Below are 22,245 nucleotides of genomic sequence, written 5' to 3'. Positions count from 1 at the left end.
GGTTGCTTATTGTTAGTATTATTTGCCCTTATGGGGTGTAGAGATCGGTCTGCTAAGAATAGATCTAATAATCCTATGGACGAACCTCATCAGATACTTATAGTGATTAATGACAGGTTATGGTATGGTAGTGTAGGAGATAGTATAAGAGAACATCTGGCTGTACCTATAGAAGGAATTACACCACCAGAGTCTACTTTTTCTTTAGAACAGATCTCACCTAATCTATTTTCTTCACGTACTAAGAATAGAAGAAATATAATCGTCTTTTCGGATAACTATAGTAATAATAGTATTCTGTTTGAGAAAGATAAGTATACTGCTGGTCAGATGTACTTTACAGTTAGCGGAGATTCTAGGAAGGGGCTAATAAGCGAGTTTAAGAAGAATTCAGACTCGATTGTGAGTTCTATTTTGCGATCTGAGTTTGATGTCGTTGCAAAGCGTATTCTTGAAGGGAAGATAGTTGATATTGATTATTTTCAAGACAAGTTTCAGGTAAGCCTTAATTTGCCCACTACGTATAAGTTGGTTGGAAGTAATTACCACTTTGTATGGTTTAAAAAGAATATTGCTTCAGGTAATAGTAATATTCTGATTTATGATGTGCCAATGGATAGAATAGAGAATAGAGATGATACTATTCTAAATAACTTATTAGCAGTAAAGGACTCCGTAAATGGAAAGTATATACATTCTATAGAAGATAATTCGTATCTAAGGCTCAATGAAGGGTTTATTCCAAACAATAAAGAGTTTGTAAGACAAGGAAGAAAGGTATATGAGTTCACTGGAGATTGGGACATGCATAATAGCTTTATGAGTGGTCCTTATATGAGTTATGTATTCCGGGATGAATCAGCTAGTAGGTACCTGTTTATAGAAGGGTTAGTATATAATCCTGCTATGGGAAAGAGAGGTATCTTAATGGAAGTAGAATCAATCGTAAACTCATTAAAGTTTAATGAGAGCGAAACAAATTAAATAGAAGTAAAAAGGCGTTCATCACTGAACGCCTTTTTATGTATTAATACCTTCTGTGTAAAGGTAATTCTTCTATTGGGTTTATCACCATAGGGAATCGTTCTACTGTTACAGCACTACTGTCAAGACCAAAGGCCTTTTCTTCTGATAGTGCTAGTTTTTTAAGCCATTCATATAGTGTAAGTATGATTGTTTCATGAGCAGGTAGTTCATTGTCATAAGACAATTCTTTCTCTATCAATACATATTCAAAGTCTGTATAGATATTGTTTTTTTGTAAAGAGGTGTATTTACTGATTACATCTACTTCTCCTGTTTCTGTTAGCTCTTTAAGTACTTGTTTCATGAGTACACTGATCTTTTGGTCATTTCTAAAACCTAGATAAAAGTCAACACGGATAATATTATCAGCACCCATCTTCTGTATTTTGTATTCTAAGTTATAAGGTTGATCACTTACATTCACATGTATGAACCAATAGTTATCTGCTCTTTTAGGTCTACGTTGTGTGATAGAATACAGCGCTTTGTACTCTATTTTAGAGCATGTATTGGAGTTGGTTAGATAGATTAGATTAGAAGCAAATTTAGGAATGCTTGTATCTCCACTGATATCTAGAAGAATGTCTTTATACTGTTCTATATTGACAAACTCAGTATAGTTCTTTCTAATTTTCTTAGCTAAGTAGTTTATAATCATCGTACCTGCTAGTAAAGACGCTATGATAACAGTAACATAACCACCATGAGTGAACTTCTGAACGTTAGCAATAAAGAATGAGACCTCTAAGCTTAGGTATATTAGTTCGACTAATACGATTACAACAATATGTACACGTTTTAGGTACATATAGTAGCCTAGTAAGATTGTAGTCATGATCATACACAAGGTAATTGCTAGTCCATACGCAGCCTCCATATTACCTGACTCTTCGAAGTGTAGTACCACGAATACACAGCCTAAGAATAGTAACCAGTTGATAGAAGGAATATATAATTGACCTTTTACATTGGTCGGGAATTTTACTTTTACTTTTGGCCATAAGTTAAGTCTTATCGCTTCATTGATTAGTGTAAATGATCCGCTTATTAGGGCTTGTGATGCGATTACAGCCGCTATTGTTGCAATGGCTATACCAAATGGCAAGAACCACTCAGGCATAACTAAAAAGAAAGGGTTTGCGGGGTTTTGATTATCCGGTGATAGTTGTAGTAGTGTTTGGTTAGAAAAGTTGATTAAATAAGCTCCTTGTCCAAAATAACACAATACTAGCATCGCTTTTACAAATGCCCAAGTGATGCGTATATTCTTTATCCCACAATGTCCTAGATCACTATAAAGTGCTTCTGCACCTGTAGTACATAGAAAGACAAATCCCAATACAAAATATCCTTCTGAGTGTATAGAAAGTAAATGAACTGCATAATAAGGATTTAAAGCCTTTAGTACTGTAAGGTTATCCATTAAGTGAAATAGACCAATTATCCCTATCATTAAGAACCACAAAGTCATCATAGGGCCAAAGAATTTGCCAATAGCCTTGGTACCAAATTGTTGGATGACAAAGAGAATAAAGATAATTCCTATCACTATCGGAATAGTCTGTAGGTTTGGTTCATATATTCTAAGTCCTTCTATAGCAGATGATATAGAGATAGGAGGGGTGATGATACCATCGGCTAATAGTGCACTACCTCCAATAATAGCAGGAATGATTAACCAACGTTTCTTCAACCTCTTGACTAAAGTATAGAGTGAGAATATACCTCCTTCACCATTATTATCTGCCTTTAGGGTTAGAAAAACATACTTAATGGTCGTCTGTAAGGTTAAGGTCCAAAAAACGCATGAAATAGCTCCTAAGACAATATCCTCTCGGATAATCTCTTTTCCTATGATGGCTTTCATTACATAAAGTGGGGATGTACCAATGTCTCCATAGATAATACCTAAGGTCACCAGTAGTGTTCCTAAGGTTATTTTATTCAATTGAGAACTGTGGCCATGTGATGACTGTGCTTGCATAAAAGTGTCGGATTTAAACTTGTAATTTGTAACGATATGGTTACTAATAAGCTAATAGTCAGAATAGGAATATATACCACTCCATGGCTAGTCTTAGTTTAGTAAAGATATTTTGCTTTTAATAAAGCGATATCCACTTCTAATATTTCTGTTAGGTACTGTTCTACAGAATTATAATATTCTTCTATAGTATTCAATGCTTTTGCTAAGAATTGTTCTTGTACTGTGAATAGGGTTAGAAGTGTTTCGGCTTGTTGTGTTTCTAGATTAAATTGTTGTTGTATCTGTTGTATATCGAGATTGACATATTGATTAGTCAATAGGTAATCTTCTATCACTGTATGTTGATTCACACCTAGAGCAGATAGGAGTAGAGCAGCAGCGAAGCCTGTTCTATCTTTACCTGCAGTACAGTTAAACATTAGTGGAGCCTCAGAACATTCTACCTCTCTAAAGAAAGCTTTGTATTGACTTTGGTTGTGGAGTACCAGTTGTTCATTGATATCCACTAAGAGTTTAGTAGCTAGGTTTATATCTCCTTCTTGTACGATCTGCATGACCTGATTCTTACTAAGATTACCAGGAGTGATTGGTAGAAGTACTTCATTAGTAACTGTCTTAGGTAACAGTGTTTTTTGTTCTTGACTTTCTTCTTCACTTCTAAAGTCTACTATTGTAGTCAGCGGAAGTGAGCTTAGGTAGTTTAGATCTACGTCAGTTAGGTTGCTCAATTGTCCTGAGCGAAATAAGCATCCCCATTTGACTGTTTTGTTGTCCTCTGTTTGATATCCGCCTAGATCTCTGAAGTTAGACTGACCTTCTAAAGGTAGTTGGCGCAATCTGTTATTCGCTACTTCAAGAGCTTTGTGTGTAGTATTAAGGTCTAGAGTGCTTTTGTTAGGTGTAGAGATGTGTTCTACATCACTATCTGTTTCGATTAAACAATTTCCTTTTTCTAAATTTTGCATAGAGCTATCACTATTTTAAAGCCTGAACAAACTCAGGTATATTTATAACAATGCTTTTCTGAACTCTTACATGTAAGTAGCATTAGATGCTAGATATTGTAAAAATGATCAACTCAATCAAGAATAAACAATACCTTTAAACAATAAAAAGATACTTATTTATTAGTATTTAATGATTAATAATCAGAAAACTATTAAGTTAAGTGTATTTTTAATATAGTGCAAATATAAGATGTAAAAAAGACAAACTATTAAGAGTTGTCTTCTTTTTTTTCTGTTGTAGCGTCTATGAATTTCTCGAAAAGCTTAATCATCTTCTCGTTTACATCTTTGAATGTTAATCTATCTTTAGATTGATAGAATAGCATCATTGCATAAGGCTTATCTATATTTTCTAGTAGTAAGTGTTTATTCTGCCTATATGCTTCGCGTAGTAATCTTTTAAAATAGTTTCTATCTACCGCCTTTTTAAAATGGCGTTTAGATACAGATACTCCTACTTTTAGAGGGAGGTCTTCTTGATTAGCTATTTGCACGTATACCATTCTCAAAGGGTATTTACTCACAGTTTTACCAGTTGTAAATAACTCTTCGATTACAGTTTTGCTTTTTAGCTTTTCCTTTTTAGGATAATTGTATTTTTTTTGTTCCATATAGACTGCAAAGGTAGCAAAGGAATATGAAATATTTATAAATAAAATAGGCCGCTACTGCGGCCTATTTCTATTTTGTATAGATACTATTTTCTTGATTTACATCAGCCATAAACTGGCTTGGGTCGATCACTATTTTCTTAATAGCACCTTTTGGTTTATTGATTGTGAACTTATATTCTGGTTGAGCCCATCCCCATCCATCTAACACTGTTCTTTCGTATTGTACGTACTGGTTAGGTTTGATCCAGTGCATTGAAGTATAAGGAATATAGAATGTCTCTATAGAACCATCTTCGTATTCTACTAAAATATCTAAAGGCATACCCATTCTTCCCATTCTACCTAAAGTAACTAAAGTTTGGTTTTTCTGTACCTCTTCTACGAATAAGATAGAGTAGTCTATCGTGTTGTTCGTCTGTGTCCAGTCGATTAAATATTGGTCTAATACAGCACCAGATACTTTCTCAGCTACACGCTTGAAGTCATTAGGAGTAGGGTGAGTGAACTTGTATTCATTATAGTACGTTCTCAGTGTAGTCATCATATTATCCCACCCGATTAAGTAAGCTAATTGAGTTAAGAAGATAGACCCTCTGCTGTATGCAGAAGTAGAATAAGCTCTATTGGTCAAGTAATGATCTGCATGTGTGCTTAATGGCTCTTGCATTCCCTTAGACACTAAGCTATAGTAGCTCTTATAAGTAGATCCGAACGGGTTCACATCTTCTTGTTGGTCTTTAGGTAAGATCTTTAGCATCGCTAGGTCAGAGATAAATGAAGTAAACCCTTCATCCATCCATTCGTGTTTCGTCTCATTAGTAGCTAAAGCATGTTGGAACCAACTGTGCGCTAACTCATGAGCTGTCACTCCTGCTAAGCTTGGGAATGATCTCTCGCCTGTGATTAGGGTACACATAGAGTATTCCATACCTCCATCACCACCTTGTATTACAGAGTATTGGTTATAAGGATAAGGACCTACATTCTCATTGAAGAATTTCATTAACTCTGCTGTTACAGGCTGTAGTTTTTTCCAGTTATCTATAATAGCAGGATTGTTTTTATATAAGAAGTGAAGTTTCACTCCATCAGGTCCATCATACGTATCGTGTATGAAGTTAGGGTCTGCTCCCCATGTAAAGTCTAGTACATTCTCAGCTTTAAAGTGCCATGTAAGCTCTTTACCTTTTTTGATAGAATTATCATCGATACCAGCATCTTGGTATCCATATCCTACCTCATTATTATTTACGATATTACCTGTACCACCCAAGATATAGTTTTTATCTAACGTAATTTTTACGTCGAAGTCACCCCATACACTGTGGAACTCTCTACCTAGATACTGCTCAGCATGCCATCCTTCGAAGTCATATTCAGCGATCTTAGGGAACCATTGAGACATAGACAGTGCTACACCCTCTTTAGAGTTTCTACCAGCTCTACGGATCATTACAGGAGCTTGTCCATCGAAGTTCATTGTGAATACAGTAGATGACTTAGGAGCGATAGGTTTTTTTAGAGTCACCTCTAGTACAGTACCTACTTCTTTCGTCTCTAAAGCCTCACCATCTTGCATCATTTTAGATACCTTTAGGTATCCTATTTCGTTATCTTTTAGCTTTGTGATTCTACTTTCAAATACTTTTCTTCCTCTCACTGTTTTAGTATCTACCATACGAGAGTCAGGATCAGCGATATTTGATAATAGCGCATCCATATCACTATTCGGTTGGAATGCGTTGTAGTAAAGGTGGAAGTATACTGCTTTTAAAGTATCAGGTGAATTGTTTGTGTAAGTTAACTTTTGAGTACCTGTATATTGGTACTTTTTCACGTCCATCTTTACGTCCATTTTATAGTCAACATGTTGTTGCCAATAACCTGGATTTGGGTTGTTTTGAGCGATTGCGTCTATTAGGGCAATAGAGCAAATAGCTAGAGTTAGTAATATTTTTTTCATAATGTGTTTGAAATCAAAACTCCACATATATTATGCATAAATGTGGAGCTTTTTATATTAAGGGTTACTTAGTTACAAGTTTTATTTTTTAGCTTTTGACAATTTCTCAGCTAATAATAATGCATTGTACGCATTTACAAACTTACCAGAAGTAGAGATAGATTGGAAATTTCTGATTTCTTTTTTCTCACCTACTACTACGTCGAAGTTTACCGCTACACCTGAGTCCATGATGATTTTCTTCACTTCTCCAGCTGTAAACTCTGGGTAATAAGCTCTCACTAATGCTGCAACACCTGCTACGTTAGGAGAAGCCATAGAAGTACCTTGTAAGTACTCATAACTATTCGTTGGTACAGTAGCATAAATTTTCACTCCAGGAGCGAATACGTCTACATCATAATCACCATAGTTAGAGAAACGAGCCACCATATTTTTACCAAACTCTGGGTTAAGAGCTCCTACTACTAAGAAGTTGTTAGAGATCTCTGGTCCCATCTTCACGTTATCGTTAGGGTAGCGCTCTACACCTCCAGGGATGTTTAAGTCCATAGCATCATTACCTGCAGCTACTACGATAAGTACGTCTTTCTCTTCTGCATATTTAATAGCGTCACGTACCCACTGACTGTTTTCTTCATAGTATTTACCGAAGCTTCCGTTGATTACTTTAGCACCGTTATCTACTGCATATCTGATACCTAATGCGATATCCTTATCATACTCATCTCCATCAGGTACAGCTCTTACAGCCATGATCTCTGCTACGTCAGATGCTACACCGTCTCCACCTAAGTTATTACCACGAGTCTGAGCGATAATACCAGCTACGTGAGTACCATGTTTAGCCTCTTCTCTTACAGGTCCGATCACGTTGTTATCCCCATAGATTCTATCATTGATATCTGTATGGTCATCACCTACTATCTTTCTACCGTCGAACTCTAAGTTTAAGTGGTGTTTTGCTTTACTTTCTACACTGTTTTTGTAAGCTTCTAACCAAGATAACTCTCTTCCACCTGCTAAGATATTATACATAACATTCTTAGAATGGATGATCTCTTCATTAGCGTCTAATGGAATACTGTTTAAGTCATCCATTGTGTAGTCTTTTTTATCTAGGTATTTTGCGATACGCTCATTTGCACGCAATAGCATATCTACACGTAGTTTGCTCTCTTGGTTGCTTTTTATTTCTTCGTCGTATTCCTTCACAGCTCTTTTGTACTGATCAGAACCGTCATCACCTCTACGGATCACACGTACCATCTCTACATTTTCGTGTACAGACTGTCCTAAGAAGTTCCATCCGTGGATGTCATCGATGTATCCATTATTATCATCATCGATACCATTCCCCGCTATTTCATTAGGGTTTGTCCAAACTTGAGTCTTTAAATCATCGTGATCAATCTCAACACCTGAATCTACAACTCCTACAATTACTTTCTTAGGTAATTTCTTTCCTTTAAGAATTTCTTCATACGCTCTGTCAACAGACATTCCAGGAACAGTATCATTAATGATGTCTAAATGACTCCATCTGCGTAATTGTTCTTCTGTAAGTTTTGTTGTTCTCTTCGGTAGATTATCTACACCCGAGATTGGTGTATTGGTAATCGTACTCGTTGTACCACAGCTAGTTAAAGCTAATGCTAAAGCAGCTGATAGGTATAAAGGTTTAATCAATCGCATTATAGTTAAATTTAAATTATCAATGTTATTCGTGCTAAAAATATAAATAAGTTACATCTTGAAAGTGTACTTAACACTAAATTAAGATTTCATTAGCTTTTAAATTCTCATTTAGTCTCACTCCTTTTTCAGTATGTTGCACAGTGATGATTTCATTATGAGCATCGTGTTCTAAGAACAAATACCAATTCTCATCAGCTGCCATCTTTAAGAATTTCTCTTTTTCGTCTAGTGTTAGCAGAGGTCTTGTATCGTATCCCATTACATAAGGAAGTGGTATATGTCCTACTGTAGGTAGTAGATCGGCTACATAAGCTATTTTTTTGCCTTTATAGTTCAGTATAGGGATCATTTGCTTCTCAGTATGTCCATCTGCGAAGAAGATATCAAAGCCTAATTCGGAGTTGTGCAGTATGTTTCCTTCAGCCTTTGGGATGAAGTGAAGTGCACCGCTATCCTGTATAGGAAGGATGTTCTCTGATAAGAAAGAAGCCTTCTCTCTCGCATTCGGTTTAGTTGCCCATTCCCAGTGATTCTCATTCGTCCAGTACTTCGCGTTTTTAAAAGCATTTACATATCCTGTCTTATCACTATTCCAGTTTACAGCACCTCCTACGTGATCGAAGTGTAAGTGTGTCAAAAATACATCTGTGATGTCATCTCTGTGAAAGCCATGCTTAGCTAGAGACTTATCTATGCTATGGTCTCCCCATAGATTATAATAACCAAAGAATTTATCAGATTGTTTATTTCCCATCCCCGTATCGATAAGGATCAGTCTGTTGCCCTCTTCGATAAGGAGTAGTCTAGCACCTAAGTCGATGAGGTTATTAGCATCAGCAGGGTTGGTTTTGTTCCAAATCACTTTAGGAACAACGCCAAACATAGCACCACCATCTAGTTTAAAGTTGCCACTTTCTATAGCGTATAGTTTCATAATTGTTTTAGTTTATTTGAGTTAGGTGCAAATTACTAAAATTATTTCTCCTAGTCTCTCTTTTTTGCAAAAGTCTGTCACTGGCCTTGGTATAGCAGAGGATCTAATCGGTTATCTAAGGAAATGATAGTAGTATATAGATGCTTCGGGTAGAGATTTAGTACGGTTCGGTAAAAGGGTACTTATCCCAAGTAAACACTGCTCATTACCGAACAGCTTCCGAACAAATTTTTAATTAAAAGTGGTAAAGTGTTTATTAATAGCTGTTTATGTTGGGATGAAATAACCAAAGGAAGGCAATATCTCCAATATTAACCAAAAAGGGCAAAAGAGGGCGATAGTTAATGAAGAATTAGAAATTAAGTATTATGTTTATTTTTATTATGGTGTAAAAGGGTAGATATGAGAGTTTTATTTATAATCTGTTTTGTTTTTTTTGGTCAACAAATTAGTGCTCAGGTATTTGAAGTAAAATTGGAAGCAGCAAAGGAAGAGGATATTAAGGAAGGTGTAAATGAGGAGAAGGATGTTTTTACGGCAGTAGAGTTTAGAGCAGAATATCCTGGTGGGATAAAAAGATTTGAAGAAGATTTTAACAAGGAATTTAGTTTGTCTACAATTTTTATAGATAGAGATTCTTTGTTGTTAATCATTAGTTTTATAGTTGAGATAGATGGTTCTGTTAGTAATGCGAAAGCTCTTAGATATGGTGATAAAGAGGTTAATATTGAAGTAAAACGAGTGTTTGATTTGCTTGATGTATGGAAGCCAGCCCTTAATAAGGGAGTAATTGTTCGAAATAAGATAACTAGAGCAATTAAAGTATTTAAAAAAGAATAGGAGAAAATTCCTTTTCGCTAAGAATTAGTTTTAGCTCTTAAAATTCTTCCAAGTTAGAATTAGTATCTGTTTTAGTGTTCAAAATATTATCGATTCTTGCTTTTATATTTTATTGATAAAGGATAACTTTGTCTTTTTGAAAAAATATTGCCTTGATTTGTTCAATACATTCTTTTAAATGTCCTTGAATAGTATAATTAAAGGTACAATATTTGCAATAAAGTATTTTAGTAGAGCAAAATAATCGAATTAAGTGATTAGTTTTCAGTAGGTTTTTTACTAAAGTAGTTAGGAAAGAATATCAAAAAAGGAGTTCTAACGATAGTTTTTATCGATATTAGTATTAAAACTTCTAATCGTTATAAATATGTTAGTTAGTACAAGAAACCATTTTTTTATAATACCTTTGTAAATCAAATTTTAGAACTAATCTATTTTAAAAAAGGTATGATAAAAGTTTCAGATATAGCGAGTAAACGCGTGGCCCTTTTGATGGAAGATGAAGGGTTTAACCATACTACAGATTATGTACGTGTAGGAGTGACTAGCGGAGGATGTTCCGGACTTTCGTATCAATTAAAATTTGATCACGAGATAGGAGAAGACGATAAGGTTTTCGAAGACAATGGTGTAAGAATCGCTGTGGATAAGAAAAGCTTTTTGTACCTAGTAGGAACGACTTTAGAGTATTCTGGAGGATTGAACGGTAAAGGTTTTTATTTCAACAATCCAAATGCAAGTAGAACTTGCGGATGTGGAGAAAGCTTTTCATTATAAGACCTCAAGGTAGAAAGGCGGATGTACGTCTGTCTTTCTTTCCTTTTGATAATTAGTTTAATAAAAGAAGCGTACGAGAAAGTAGTGGCTTTTAAGTATAAATATATGAGTAAGTATACAGAAGAAGATTTAAAGAAAGAATTAGAAACCAAGGAGTATGAGTATGGATTCTATACAGATATAGAGTCAGAGACATTTCCTGTTGGGTTAAATGAAGATATTGTTAGAGCGATCTCTGCTAAGAAAGGTGAGCCTGAGTGGATGACTGATTGGAGATTAGAAGCATTCCGTATTTGGGAATCGATGATGGAGCCAGAATGGGCTAATGTGAACTATACTAAACCTGATTTTCAAGCTATATCTTACTACTCTGCACCTAAGAAGAAGGATGAGTATAAGAGCTTAGATGAGGTGGATCCAGAACTGATAGAGACTTTTAATAAACTTGGTATTTCGCTTAACGAACAGAAGCGTCTTACTGGTGTAGCGATGGATATCGTGATGGACTCTGTGTCTGTAGCGACTACATTTAAAGATACTCTAGCTGAGAAAGGTATTATATTCTGTTCTATCTCTGAGGCGATCAAGACTCACCCAGAGTTAGTGAAGAAATATTTAGGTACTGTGGTACCACAGACAGATAACTTCTATGCGGCGCTGAACTCTGCAGTATTCTCTGATGGTTCATTCTGTTATATTCCTAAGGGTGTTCGTTGTCCTATGGAGTTGTCTACATACTTCCGTATTAACCAAGCTGGTACAGGTCAGTTTGAGCGTACATTAGTGATCGCTGATGAGGGTAGTTATGTTTCTTACTTAGAGGGATGTACGGCACCATCACGTGACGAGAACCAATTACACGCTGCTGTAGTAGAGCTTATCGCTATGGATGATGCTGAGATTAAGTATTCTACTGTTCAGAACTGGTTCCCTGGAGACAGTGAAGGAAAAGGTGGAGTATTTAACTTCGTGACTAAACGTGGTCTATGTGAGAAGAATGCTAAAATCTCGTGGACACAAGTAGAGACAGGATCTGCTGTGACATGGAAGTACCCATCATGTATATTAAAAGGGGATAACTCTATCGGAGAGTTTTACTCTATCGCTGTGACGAATAATTTCCAACAAGCGGATACAGGTACTAAGATGATACACTTAGGTAAGAATACGAAGTCTACTATTATTTCGAAAGGTATATCTGCTGGTAAATCTCAAAATAGTTATAGAGGATTGGTTCATATGGGACCTAGAGCTGAGAATGCTCGTAACTTCTCTCAATGTGACTCTTTATTAATGGGTAATGAGTGTGGTGCTCATACATTCCCTTATATTGAGGCTAAGAATACTACTGCTCAGATTGAGCATGAGGCAACAACTAGTAAGATTGGTGAAGACCAAATCTTCTATTGTAACCAACGTGGTATTCCTACAGAAAAAGCGATTGCACTTATCGTTAACGGATTCTCTAAAGATGTGTTGAATAAGTTGCCAATGGAGTTCGCTGTAGAAGCACAAAAATTATTAGAGATTTCTTTAGAAGGAAGTGTAGGTTAATCTACGCCTAAACTAAAGAGTTCAAAAAATCAGATTACCTCAACAAAATTAAATAAGACAATTTATGTTACAGATAAAAAATTTACACGCAAGTGTTGAAGATAAAGAAATATTAAAAGGAATTAACTTAGAAGTAAAAGCTGGTGAAGTACACGCTATCATGGGACCTAACGGTGCTGGTAAGAGTACATTATCATCTGTGATCACTGGTAATGAAGCATTCGAAGTTACTGAAGGAGAGATTCTTTTAGAAGGAGAAGAGTTAGGAGAATTAGGACCAGAAGAAAGAGCTCATAAAGGGGTGTTCTTATCGTTCCAATATCCTGTAGAGATTCCTGGTGTTTCTGTAACTAACTTTATGAAAACAGCAATCAACGAATCACGTAAAGCACAAGGATTAGAAGAAATGCCTGCGAACGAGATGTTGAAAAAAATCAAGGAGAAAGCGGAGTTATTAGAGATCGATAGAAAGTTCTTATCTCGTTCTCTTAACGAAGGATTCTCTGGTGGTGAGAAAAAACGTAATGAGATCTTCCAGATGGCTATGTTAGAGCCTAAGTTAGCTATCCTAGATGAGACTGACTCAGGACTAGATATCGATGCTCTACGTATCGTAGCGAATGGAGTGAACAAACTAAAAAGTGAAGATAACGCAGTAGTGTTAATTACGCACTACCAACGTTTATTAGACTATATCGTGCCAGATTTCGTACACGTATTATACGATGGTAAAATCGTTAAGACAGGAGGTAAAGAATTGGCATTGGAATTAGAAGAAAAAGGATACGATTGGATCAAAGCTTCTTTAGAGAAGTAAGAATACTAGATCTCAAGAATCAATCATTTTAATCTAATTGCAAAGAAAGAATTATGGAGCTTAAAGATAAATTAATTACGTCTTTTGTGGCTTTTGAACAAGGTTTAAAAGGTGAACATGAAGGTTTACACGATATTCGTTTAGAAGCATTAAAGACATTCGAAGATAAAGGATTTCCTACTAAGAAAGTAGAAGCGTGGAAGTACACTTCATTGAATTCAATTTTAAAGAATGAATTTCGCGTATTACAGAAAGAGGAGACAGCGATAGAGTATAAAGATGTAAAGAAATACTTCTTAAGTGATTCTGACACGTATAAATTGGTGTTTATCAATGGAGTGTTCAGTTCTCATTTATCATCTACTACTCATGATGGTTTAGACGTATGTTTAATGTCATCTGCACTGACTAAGCCTAAATATAAAATGGTGATCGATGCCTTTTATAACAATACGGCTGATAAGACAGATAGTATGACGGCGTTAAACACAGCTTTTGCTACTGAGGGAGCATTTATTAATATTCCTAAGAGTAAAGTAGTGGCTAAGCCGATAGAGATTATATACTTTTCTACGGTAGCGGATAAAGCTCTGTTAGTACAACCTCGTAACTTAGTAGTAGTAGGAGAGAATGCTCATGTACAGATTGTAGAAAGACATCAGAACTTGACTAACTCTACTGTACTTACTAATGCTGTAACTGAGATCGTAGCGCATAAACGTGCTATCGTAGATTTCTATAAGTTACAGAATGATAATGAAGAAGCTACACTAGTAGACAATACATATATTACTCAGAAGCAAGAGAGTAGAGTTTCTGTTCATACTTTCTCATTCGGAGGTAAGTTGATTAGAAATAATTTAAACTTCTATCAAGACGGAGAGCGCATTGATAGTACGTTAAAAGGTGTGACACTAATCAGTGATAAACAACACGTGGATCACTACACATTAGTATCTCATAACCAACCTAACTGTGAGAGCCACCAGAACTACAAAGGTATCTATGATGGTAATTCTACAGGGGTATTTAATGGTAAGATCTATGTAGATAAAATAGCACAGAAAACAGATGGTTTCCAACAGAGTAATAATATCTTACTAAGTGAGAAAGCTAATATCTATGCTAAACCGCAGTTAGAAATCTTCGCTGATGATGTGAAGTGTTCGCATGGATGTACTATAGGGCAGCTTAATGAAGATGCGATGTTCTATATGCGTCAAAGAGGGATTCCTAAAAAAGAAGCAAAAGCATTATTAATGTATGCTTTCACAGATGAAGTAATGGAGTCTGTAAAAGTACCTGAGTTAAAATCTAAGGTAGCAAAAGTAATTGCTGGTAAATTAGGAGTATCTATGGGATTTGAAATTTAATTTCACGTTTTTTATACTTGGTCAAATATAAAAGAGACTGCCTAAGGCAGTCTCTTTTTGCATTTAATAAATGCTATGGTCATATTGGTTAGGTATGATAATAAAAACGACCTAGCTATTGGGGGAGCTAGGTCGCTTAAGAAAAAGAAAGTTTGTTGTTTTTGTTGTACAAAGTATATTTCATATATCGTGCCAAAAAATGTAACGTGCTGTGTTTTAGTATTTGAGGGTATAAAGTGTTGTTTTTTTAACTATATTTTAAGATATTACTAGTATTCGTATTTTTATACTGCAATTAAATGTCAGTATAGCTGAATTGCTATTGTGTATTGCTGCTAGTGAGTAAATAAGAAAAGGGTATTGCACAGAGCGTGTTTAGAGGTGTTAGTATGCTGTTTTTCGACAATTACTTATATAGTGTGCTTTTAGTAAGAGATATTGGCTTAAAAGGCACTATATGATGCTGTGGTATGTGTCCCACTTTATACGACCATAATAGACTAGAAGTGTGCATATAGAGTCATAAAAGTCAGTGTAGAGAATAAAGAAAGTATGAAGTGATAGTTTTGTCTACAGAATTATAGTTCATACGTTCTTTGACATAATGTATACTACGATGAGGTAGAAGAGTAGGGATATAAAAAGAGAGAATCCTCTGTTTGAAGATTCTCTCTTTATAGATTATAAGATAATATAGATTGAGTGCTTAAGATTCGCAACTGCTACAAGTCACTAGGTTAGTTACCATCTCTTTAGAGACACTCTGACTACGCTGGTAGTACAATGTTTTAACTCCTAGTTTCCACGCTTCGATCATTAGGTTGTTTACTTCCTTGATCGGTAGAGCAGAAGGGATGTTTAGATTTAAGCTTTGTGCTTGGTCTACGTACTTCTGTCTTACAGCAGCTTGTTGTATGATTTCAAGTTGACTGATTTCTTTGAATGTCTTGAATACTGCTTTTTCTTCTTCAGTAAGACCTTCTATCTGCTGTACACTACCACCGTTAAGCATGATAGTTCTCCATGTTTCTTCGTTGTCTAGACCTTTTTCTTCTAGTAACTTCGTTAGGTATTTATTCTTACGCATGAAGTTTCCTTTAGATAGTCCTGCTTTATAGTAGTTACTACTAAAAGGTTCTATCCCTGGAGAAGTCTGTCCTAAGATAGCAGATGATGAGGTAGTAGGAGCGATAGCCATAGTAGTCGTGTTACGTCTACCATATCCTTTCATAATCTCTGGTTCACCATAGATACGCGCTAATTCTTGAGACGCTTTGTCTGCTTTAGTACTAATGTTATCGAATATTTGATTCGTAAGCATTTTAGCTTGTAGTCCTTCGAATGGGATCATATTCTTCTGTAAGTATGAGTGCCATCCTAGTACTCCTAATCCTAATGCTCTATGACGTTTAGCAAAACGATTAGCAGCAGCTAAATAGTAGTTTCCTTCTGTTTTTTCAATAAACTCTTGAAGTACTGCATCTAAGAAGTAGATCGCTAGTTTAACAGCTTCTGTGTCTTTCCACTCGTCGTATAACTCTAGGTTCATAGAAGATAAACAACAGATGAACGATTCGTCATCAGAAGAAGGTAACATGATTTCAGAACAAAGGTTACTTGCGTTCACACGCATATTAAGATCCTTGTATACTTGTGGTTTATGTCCATTCACGTTATCAGAGAAGAATAAGTATGGCATACCTTTTTGTTGGCGACTCTCTAGTACTTTAGCCCATAACTGTCTCTTCTCTCTATCCCCATCTATCATCTCTTGCATCCAGTAGTCTGGTATACATACTCCATAGAATAGGTTCTGAATAGGGTTACCGATGTTTTTTATATTTAAGAATTCTTCACAGTCAGGATGGTCTATGTCTAGGTATGCTGCAAAAGCACCTCTACGTACCCCTCCTTGTGATATGGTGTCCATAGCTGTATCGAACAACTTCATAAAGCTTACAGCGCCGCTACTCTTACCATTATCTGTTACAGCACTTCCTCTCTCACGAAGCGCTCCAAAGTAACCTGATGTACCACCACCAATTTTGGTTTGCATAATTACTTCACCAAGTTTGTGTGTGATTCCCTCTATACCATCTGGAATATGTACGTTAAAACAAGAAATAGGCAGACCTCTCTCTGTACCCATATTAGCCCAGATAGGAGAGCTTAGACTCATCCATCCACGTTCTATCATCTCTTGGAATGATTCTTTTAATTCGGGTTTATACAGTCTTCTGGCAGCAGCTGATGCGATACGGTCGATAGCACCTTCTACTGTTTCTCCTTTAAGCAAGTATCCTCTATTAAGGATTTGTTCACTTTCAGAGTTTTTCCACCAAAGTTTTTCTGTTAGGTTATCGTTGTCTTCTGTCAATAATGGTAATGAGAAATTGTTCATAGAATTCTTTTAGATTTTTTTGATAGTGAATTTTTTGGTTTAGAATAGGTCGTCTGCAGAGAAACTCTTATCGTGCTTAGTATAGTCAACAGGTCTCTTAGCGAAGAAATCATCTAAACTGTTTGCGAACACTTCTTCTTCGAACCAAGCCATTGGTTTGTATTGTTCGTGGGTGATATTAAATACCTTTTTAAGGCCAATCTTTTGCATACTTTCGTCTACTCTGAACTTCATGAAGTTTAATAGATCTGCTTTGTTTACCGTTTCTATTTCTCCTGTGCTAAAGATCCAGTCTAAGATTCTGCTTTCTATCTCGATAGATTTATGGATTACTTCATTCACATGATTGATTAACTCATCATCAAAGAAGTCTGGGAACTCGTCTCTAATCACATTAACGATATAAATACCTGCGTTAGCATGTACTTGCTCGTCTACTGATGTCCATGCAATGATGTTGCTCACATTTTTCATTAGTCCTTTAAAACGAGTAAAAGATAAGATGATGGCAAACTGGCTGAACAGAGATACGTTCTCAATCAATAAAGAGAATAAGATAAGAGATACTACATACTTTTTGCGGTCAGTATAGTTACCAGAGTTTTCTAATACTTCTGATAAATATTCTACTCTTTCTTTAATAACAGGGACAGTTAATAAGTTCTCGAACTCGTCATTATATCCTAATACATCTAATAATCTAGAATATGCTTCTGAGTGTCTAAACTCACATTCTGCAAATGTACTTCCTAGTCCATTAAATTCTGGTTTAGGAAAGTGTAAGTATAAGTTTCCCCAAAAGGTCTTAACAGCAACTTCTATCTGAGCAATAGCTAATAAACTGTGCTTGATAGCTAGTTGTTCTTCTTTCGTTAAGTGTGAGTGGAAATCTTGTGTATCTGCTGTGAAGTCAACTTCACTATGTACCCAAAATGATTTATTAATTGCATCTGTGAATTGGTAAATTCCAGGATACTCAAACGGTTTGTAGTTTACTCTTTTATCAAAAATCGACATAGCTTAATTTTATTAGATTATATAATTAGGACAATCTTTTTCTAGTTAAAACGTCTGGCAAGACCACTTTGTAAAAGTGAATAACCCTTCTAAACACTGCGATAGCCTTGTGTGTAAGTAGATAAGATTGACGAAGTTATCTTAGCTAATTTACTGTTTACTAAGGACTAAATCAATAGAAAATCTTTGAAAATTATAATTAGTTATTAAACATCTGTTGATAACTATTCTTTGTTGAAATGTTGTGATTGTCGATTTTATGGTGATATCATTTAAGAGTAGGTTTATTGTGATGATATTGTCTTAATGCCATTTTGTTATTCCTAGTTTTTACAGAATAGTCTTAAAAAATATGTAATTTTCTATTTCTGCTGAATAGAAGGGCACCTACTGAAAATAAAAAAAGTGGAAGGTATGCCTTCCACTTTTTAGTATATTAAGCTAGTTTAGCAACTAGTTCTCTCCATTGTTCTAATTCAGGTATTCCTGGTTTTCTTTTACCAAAGAACTGGACGATGATTTCGCCAATCTCGTTGAATACTTCTACAGAAGTTACGATACCATCTTCTGTTGGTTTACGCACTATCCATGTCTGTGCTATTTTATCCATATCTAGGTGCATATTGAAGTCTGGGTCTAGTACATTGTACCAGTTCTGATGCCACATCGTTCTTTTTACTTCACCTGTGTGAATCTGGATATTACCTCTATTCCCTACAAAGACCATAATAGGTGTCTGAGCTTCTGAAGCACCTTCTAACAAGGTTACGATAGCATCTTTAGTAATCTGCTTAGCGTAGTACTCATCTGGAGCTAATCTTAATGCTTGGGTACGAGTTAGGTTGTATTTCTTTAATAGTGAAAAGAAGTTATGTGTATCTTTTAGTTCTTTCCACTCTGTTCTGAATCCTTCTACATCTATCTCTTCATCTAATCTTTCGTCTAGATTATGTAAGTAAGGTTCTGTTGTTTCTTCAGTTGATTGGTTCTCTGAAGTATATTTTTTTACTAATGCATGGAATGCTTCTTCGTTGCTCTGAGGTACTAAATAAATCTTGTGAATAGCTTCACCGTCTTTACCAAAGAACTGTAAACTCATTCTGTCTTTGTCTCCTGCTTTCTCTACTACTGCGAATACTTTCTTCCAGTGGCTTAAGAATATTCTTAGATCAATATCAGGGTTAACGAATAGACCAGCGTGAGGGCTACTAAAATCAGGGTTAGCATACACACCTTTTCTCTCGTGTACACATTCGTCATTACGTGTAAGTGCCATTACTTTTCCTAAAGTTTCTACTTCAGATAGTATGGCTTCAAATTCAGGTTTTAATCGTGTAACAGATTCTCCTATTTGTGTAGCAAGCAGTTCCATTTCACTAGCGTTAAGTTCTTTGGCTGCATTGCGTATTCTAATATGTGGATTGGTCACCTTTAGAGCGTCCCAACGTTCTTTTAATGTTTGTGTTCTTGTACTCATAATTGTTGTTTTTAGATACCAAATATTATTAAAGGATTATTGCTAACAGGGTTTTTAGTTACTACACATGGGAAGTTATATACCTCAGAGATGATCTCTTGAGTTAATACTTCTGCAGGTGTGTCATAGATTACTTTTTTCCCTTTTTGTAGCAAGAGTATTTTATCAGCATACTGTGCTGCTAAATTTAGATCATGTATTACTACGATAGCTGTATTTCCTTTAGACGTAAATTCTTTAATGATATCCATGATACGATGCTGATGTAGTACATCTAGATTGTTCAATGGTTCGTCTAAGAATAACAGCTTATTCTCAACATTATTGTTTAACTGTGATAATACTCTAGCTAAGTGGACACGTTGTTTCTCTCCACCAGACAGATGATTATACTCTCTGTGCTGTAGTGGACAGATGTCGATACAGTCCATACTCTGCTGTACTGCAGTCTTGTCTTCTTCTGTAGGGATGTGGTCAAAGTAAGGATATCTACCCATCATCACTACGTCTTCTACGTTTAAGGGGATATCTCCATTGTGATGTTGTGAAAACTTAGCTTTGTGCTTTGGTAGTTCTTTCGTACACCATTTAGGGTATTCACATGATTTCAATAAAACCTTGTTTCCTTTTTCGTGTAATTCGTCAGCAAGTATACTTAAGAATGTAGACTTACCAGCTCCATTAGGACCTAATATCGCAATAAACTCACCTTCTTTACATTCGAAATCTATATCGTTGATGATATAATTTCCTTTTGCTAAATAGTTTATTTTAAAAGCTTCAATCATAATTAGAGTGATTTTTTAAACTTGATTAATATAGCAATAAATACTGGTGCTCCCATAATCGAAGTAAGAATACCTATCGGAATCTCTGAAGGCGGCACTAGTGTTCTGCTTATTGTATCTGCAACTAATAATAATATACTACCACATAGTGTAGACAGGGGTAGGATAAAGTAATAGTTCGATTTAAAAACAAGTCTAAGTATATATGGAACTATTAATCCTACGAATCCTATAGTTCCAGTGAATGCTACTATGGTACCTACCATAAGGGCAGATAATAGTACTATTTTTTTCTTTGTTTTCTCTACTGGTATTCCTAAGTGGGTAGCATCTCGTTCTCCTAGCATCATAGCATTTAAAGCTTTTCCCTTGTTGATTAACAAGGTTATAGATACTAGTATTACTACTGCAAGGATACTAACTTTAGTCCAAGTCGCTCCTGCTAAGCTACCTAAGGTCCAGAATGTCAGGTTTCTTAACTCTTCGTCGCTTGATAGATAAGTAAGCAAGCCTGTCGCAGCACCTGTTAGGGAAGTAATAGCTACTCCTGATAATAGTAAGACACTGATATTCGTCTTACCTGCTGTGGTGGACATTTTATACACAAAAGTCATCGTGATGATGGCTCCTATAAAGCTCATGATACTCAGTAGTGAGTAGTGTACAGCTTCTGGGATCAAGGATTTAATGTGAGATCCTAAAACAATAGTAACTGCTGCAAATAATACAGAGCCAGCTGTAATACCTATAAGGTCAGGTGAGGCAAGGGGATTCTTAAACATCCCTTGAAGTGTTGTTCCGGCAAGAGATAGTCCAGCGCCAGTTAAGATTGCCATTAGAACTCTGGGAAGTCGGACATCAAAAAATACATAATAGTCGCTTGGATTTACCTCTTGCTTAGTGAACAATATTTGGTATAAAGTCTGAAATGATCCAGACTCAAATTGATAAACTCCTATGAATATAGACGCAATGGCTATTACAATTAAGATAACAGATAATATTATTGCGTAAAAAGAGAGTTTGGTTTTCATTATAATTTATTCAGATAGTAATTGATTTAATTCTTTCGCTGCTTGACCTACTCTTGGACCGAATCCACTTAATAATAAGCCATCCATTGCAATTACTTTTTTGTTTTTACCAGCATTTGTTTTGTTGATACCATCGATTTTTAATACTCCATCGATACCTCCCATACTTTGTAATCCTGTAGTGAACATTAGGATATAGTCTGGGTTACTGTTTAGTAATGATTCTGGTGTAAGAGGTTTGAAATCTTCAAATTCTGTTACAGCATTTTGTCCTCCTGCTAGACCTACTATATTGTTTACTGGTGTTTTGTCTCCTGCTACTAGTAATGTTGCAGCTCCACGAGCATAGATGAACAATACCTTAGGCTTGTTTTCAAATGAAGGAAGATCTTGTAAATCTTGATCTATTTTGTCTAGAAGTGGTTGGTAGTTTACCTTGTTTAAGGATTGAGCTACTGTTTTTATTAATGTCTTTGTTCCTTCTAAAGAGAACTCTTGTTTAATAACTTCTAAGCGTATTTTTGTTTTTTCTAATTGACTTTTAAAGTCATCATTAAGGTCTTTTTCTGTAGCATATATAATCGTTGGTTTTAACGCCATAATGCTTTCGATAGATATTTTAGAAGTATGTCCTAGATCTTGAGCTGTTGTTTTAATGTCCTCAGGATAAGTACTAGTTACATCTACTGCTATTATATTTTCTTTTTCTCCAAGAGCAACAAGTGTTTCTGTAATTGCTCCATTTAGAGAAATAATTCTTTCTTTTACTTGAGTCGTTTCAACTGGTGTTGACTCTTGTTCTTTTTTAGAATTACAGCTCATCATTGCTGTAACGATTAGGAATAAAGCTGTTAGTTTTTTCATTTGAGTTGTTTATTTGAAATAGTTCTAAATTATGGCAAAAATAGAATCTTTTTTACGCGTTACAAAACATATTT

The 22,245-nt window shown here is 35.5% G+C and carries 18 protein-coding genes; 6 read left to right on the top strand and 12 right to left on the bottom strand.

The genetic code is table 11. The features are described 5' to 3' along the window. The first annotated feature begins 30 nt into the window (after positions 1 to 30). Entirely contained in the window at positions 31 to 984 is a 954-nt protein-coding gene (locus tag RT228_RS07555) for a DUF4837 family protein (protein WP_313138578.1), read from the top strand. A gap of 43 nt (positions 985 to 1,027) precedes the next feature. On the opposite strand, the gene RT228_RS07550 is transcribed toward RT228_RS07555, so the two are convergent. The 6 genes from RT228_RS07550 to RT228_RS07525 form a co-directional block, all read right to left on the bottom strand. After that, positions 1,028 to 3,010 (bottom strand): KUP/HAK/KT family potassium transporter, encoded by a 1,983-nt coding sequence (locus RT228_RS07550; RefSeq protein ID WP_006262477.1) that lies wholly within the window; start codon positions 3,008 to 3,010, stop codon positions 1,028 to 1,030. Between the two features lie 98 nt (positions 3,011 to 3,108). Further along, positions 3,109 to 3,978, bottom strand: coding sequence for a tyrosine-protein phosphatase (locus tag RT228_RS07545; protein ID WP_006262478.1), 870 nt, complete (start codon positions 3,976 to 3,978; stop codon positions 3,109 to 3,111). A 251-nt stretch (positions 3,979 to 4,229) separates the two neighbouring features. After that, positions 4,230 to 4,631 (bottom strand): ribonuclease P protein component, encoded by a 402-nt coding sequence (rnpA, locus tag RT228_RS07540; RefSeq protein ID WP_006262479.1) that lies wholly within the window; start codon positions 4,629 to 4,631, stop codon positions 4,230 to 4,232. 70 nt (positions 4,632 to 4,701) lie between these two features. Continuing rightward, on the bottom strand, positions 4,702 to 6,624 hold the full coding sequence (locus tag RT228_RS07535) for a M1 family metallopeptidase (protein WP_313138577.1): 1,923 nt from the start codon (positions 6,622 to 6,624) through the stop codon (positions 4,702 to 4,704). Between the two features lie 54 nt (positions 6,625 to 6,678). Then, on the bottom strand, positions 6,679 to 8,292 hold the full coding sequence (locus RT228_RS07530) for a S8 family peptidase (RefSeq protein WP_041888222.1): 1,614 nt from the start codon (positions 8,290 to 8,292) through the stop codon (positions 6,679 to 6,681). A 76-nt stretch (positions 8,293 to 8,368) separates the two neighbouring features. Next, a complete protein-coding gene (locus RT228_RS07525) occupies positions 8,369 to 9,229 on the bottom strand; it encodes an MBL fold metallo-hydrolase (RefSeq protein ID WP_016649938.1) in 861 nt (286 codons plus the stop codon). A 402-nt stretch (positions 9,230 to 9,631) separates the two neighbouring features. Here RT228_RS07525 and RT228_RS07520 point away from each other — a divergent pair, with 402 nt between their 5' ends. From RT228_RS07520 to sufD, 5 genes are all read left to right on the top strand, one after another. Beyond that, positions 9,632 to 10,069: a hypothetical protein gene (locus RT228_RS07520; RefSeq protein WP_313138575.1), complete on the top strand. Its 438-nt coding sequence runs from the start codon at positions 9,632 to 9,634 to the stop codon at positions 10,067 to 10,069. 447 nt (positions 10,070 to 10,516) lie between these two features. Continuing rightward, on the top strand, positions 10,517 to 10,846 hold the full coding sequence (locus RT228_RS07515) for a HesB/IscA family protein (RefSeq protein WP_006257890.1): 330 nt from the start codon (positions 10,517 to 10,519) through the stop codon (positions 10,844 to 10,846). A gap of 105 nt (positions 10,847 to 10,951) precedes the next feature. Further along, complete coding sequence (sufB, locus tag RT228_RS07510; RefSeq protein WP_313138574.1) at positions 10,952 to 12,400, top strand: Fe-S cluster assembly protein SufB; 1,449 nt, start codon at positions 10,952 to 10,954, stop codon at positions 12,398 to 12,400. Positions 12,401 to 12,464: 64 nt separating this feature from the next. After that, a complete protein-coding gene (gene sufC / locus RT228_RS07505; RefSeq protein WP_006257888.1) occupies positions 12,465 to 13,217 on the top strand; it encodes a Fe-S cluster assembly ATPase SufC in 753 nt (250 codons plus the stop codon). 53 nt (positions 13,218 to 13,270) lie between these two features. Then, a complete protein-coding gene (gene sufD / locus RT228_RS07500; protein ID WP_006257887.1) occupies positions 13,271 to 14,590 on the top strand; it encodes a Fe-S cluster assembly protein SufD in 1,320 nt (439 codons plus the stop codon). A 706-nt stretch (positions 14,591 to 15,296) separates the two neighbouring features. Here the strand turns inward: sufD and RT228_RS07495 are convergent. The 6 genes from RT228_RS07495 to RT228_RS07470 all read right to left on the bottom strand — a co-directional run bounded on the left by RT228_RS07495 (position 15,297) and on the right by RT228_RS07470 (position 22,171). Beyond that, on the bottom strand, positions 15,297 to 16,991 hold the full coding sequence (locus RT228_RS07495; RefSeq protein WP_058699219.1) for a ribonucleoside-diphosphate reductase subunit alpha: 1,695 nt from the start codon (positions 16,989 to 16,991) through the stop codon (positions 15,297 to 15,299). A 39-nt stretch (positions 16,992 to 17,030) separates the two neighbouring features. After that, a complete protein-coding gene (locus tag RT228_RS07490; RefSeq protein WP_006257885.1) occupies positions 17,031 to 18,008 on the bottom strand; it encodes a ribonucleotide-diphosphate reductase subunit beta in 978 nt (325 codons plus the stop codon). Between the two features lie 436 nt (positions 18,009 to 18,444). Beyond that, positions 18,445 to 19,485 carry a hemin-degrading factor gene (locus RT228_RS07485; RefSeq protein WP_058699220.1) on the bottom strand — a complete coding sequence of 347 codons (1,041 nt, stop codon included), beginning with the start codon at positions 19,483 to 19,485 and terminating at the stop codon, positions 18,445 to 18,447. An 11-nt stretch (positions 19,486 to 19,496) separates the two neighbouring features. Continuing rightward, complete coding sequence (locus RT228_RS07480) at positions 19,497 to 20,273, bottom strand: heme ABC transporter ATP-binding protein (RefSeq protein WP_006257883.1); 777 nt, start codon at positions 20,271 to 20,273, stop codon at positions 19,497 to 19,499. Positions 20,274 to 20,275: 2 nt separating this feature from the next. Next, positions 20,276 to 21,307, bottom strand: coding sequence for a FecCD family ABC transporter permease (locus tag RT228_RS07475; protein WP_006262481.1), 1,032 nt, complete (start codon positions 21,305 to 21,307; stop codon positions 20,276 to 20,278). Between the two features lie 6 nt (positions 21,308 to 21,313). Next, positions 21,314 to 22,171 (bottom strand): hemin ABC transporter substrate-binding protein, encoded by an 858-nt coding sequence (locus RT228_RS07470; protein WP_006262482.1) that lies wholly within the window; start codon positions 22,169 to 22,171, stop codon positions 21,314 to 21,316. Positions 22,172 to 22,245 lie beyond the last annotated feature (74 nt).

Source organism: Myroides sp. (genome assembly GCF_032073645.1).
GTDB lineage: Bacteria > Bacteroidota > Bacteroidia > Flavobacteriales > Flavobacteriaceae > Flavobacterium > Flavobacterium odoratimimum.
The sequence above is the reverse complement of the archived record's forward strand: the minus strand, read 5'-3'. Positions and strand labels throughout refer to the sequence as shown.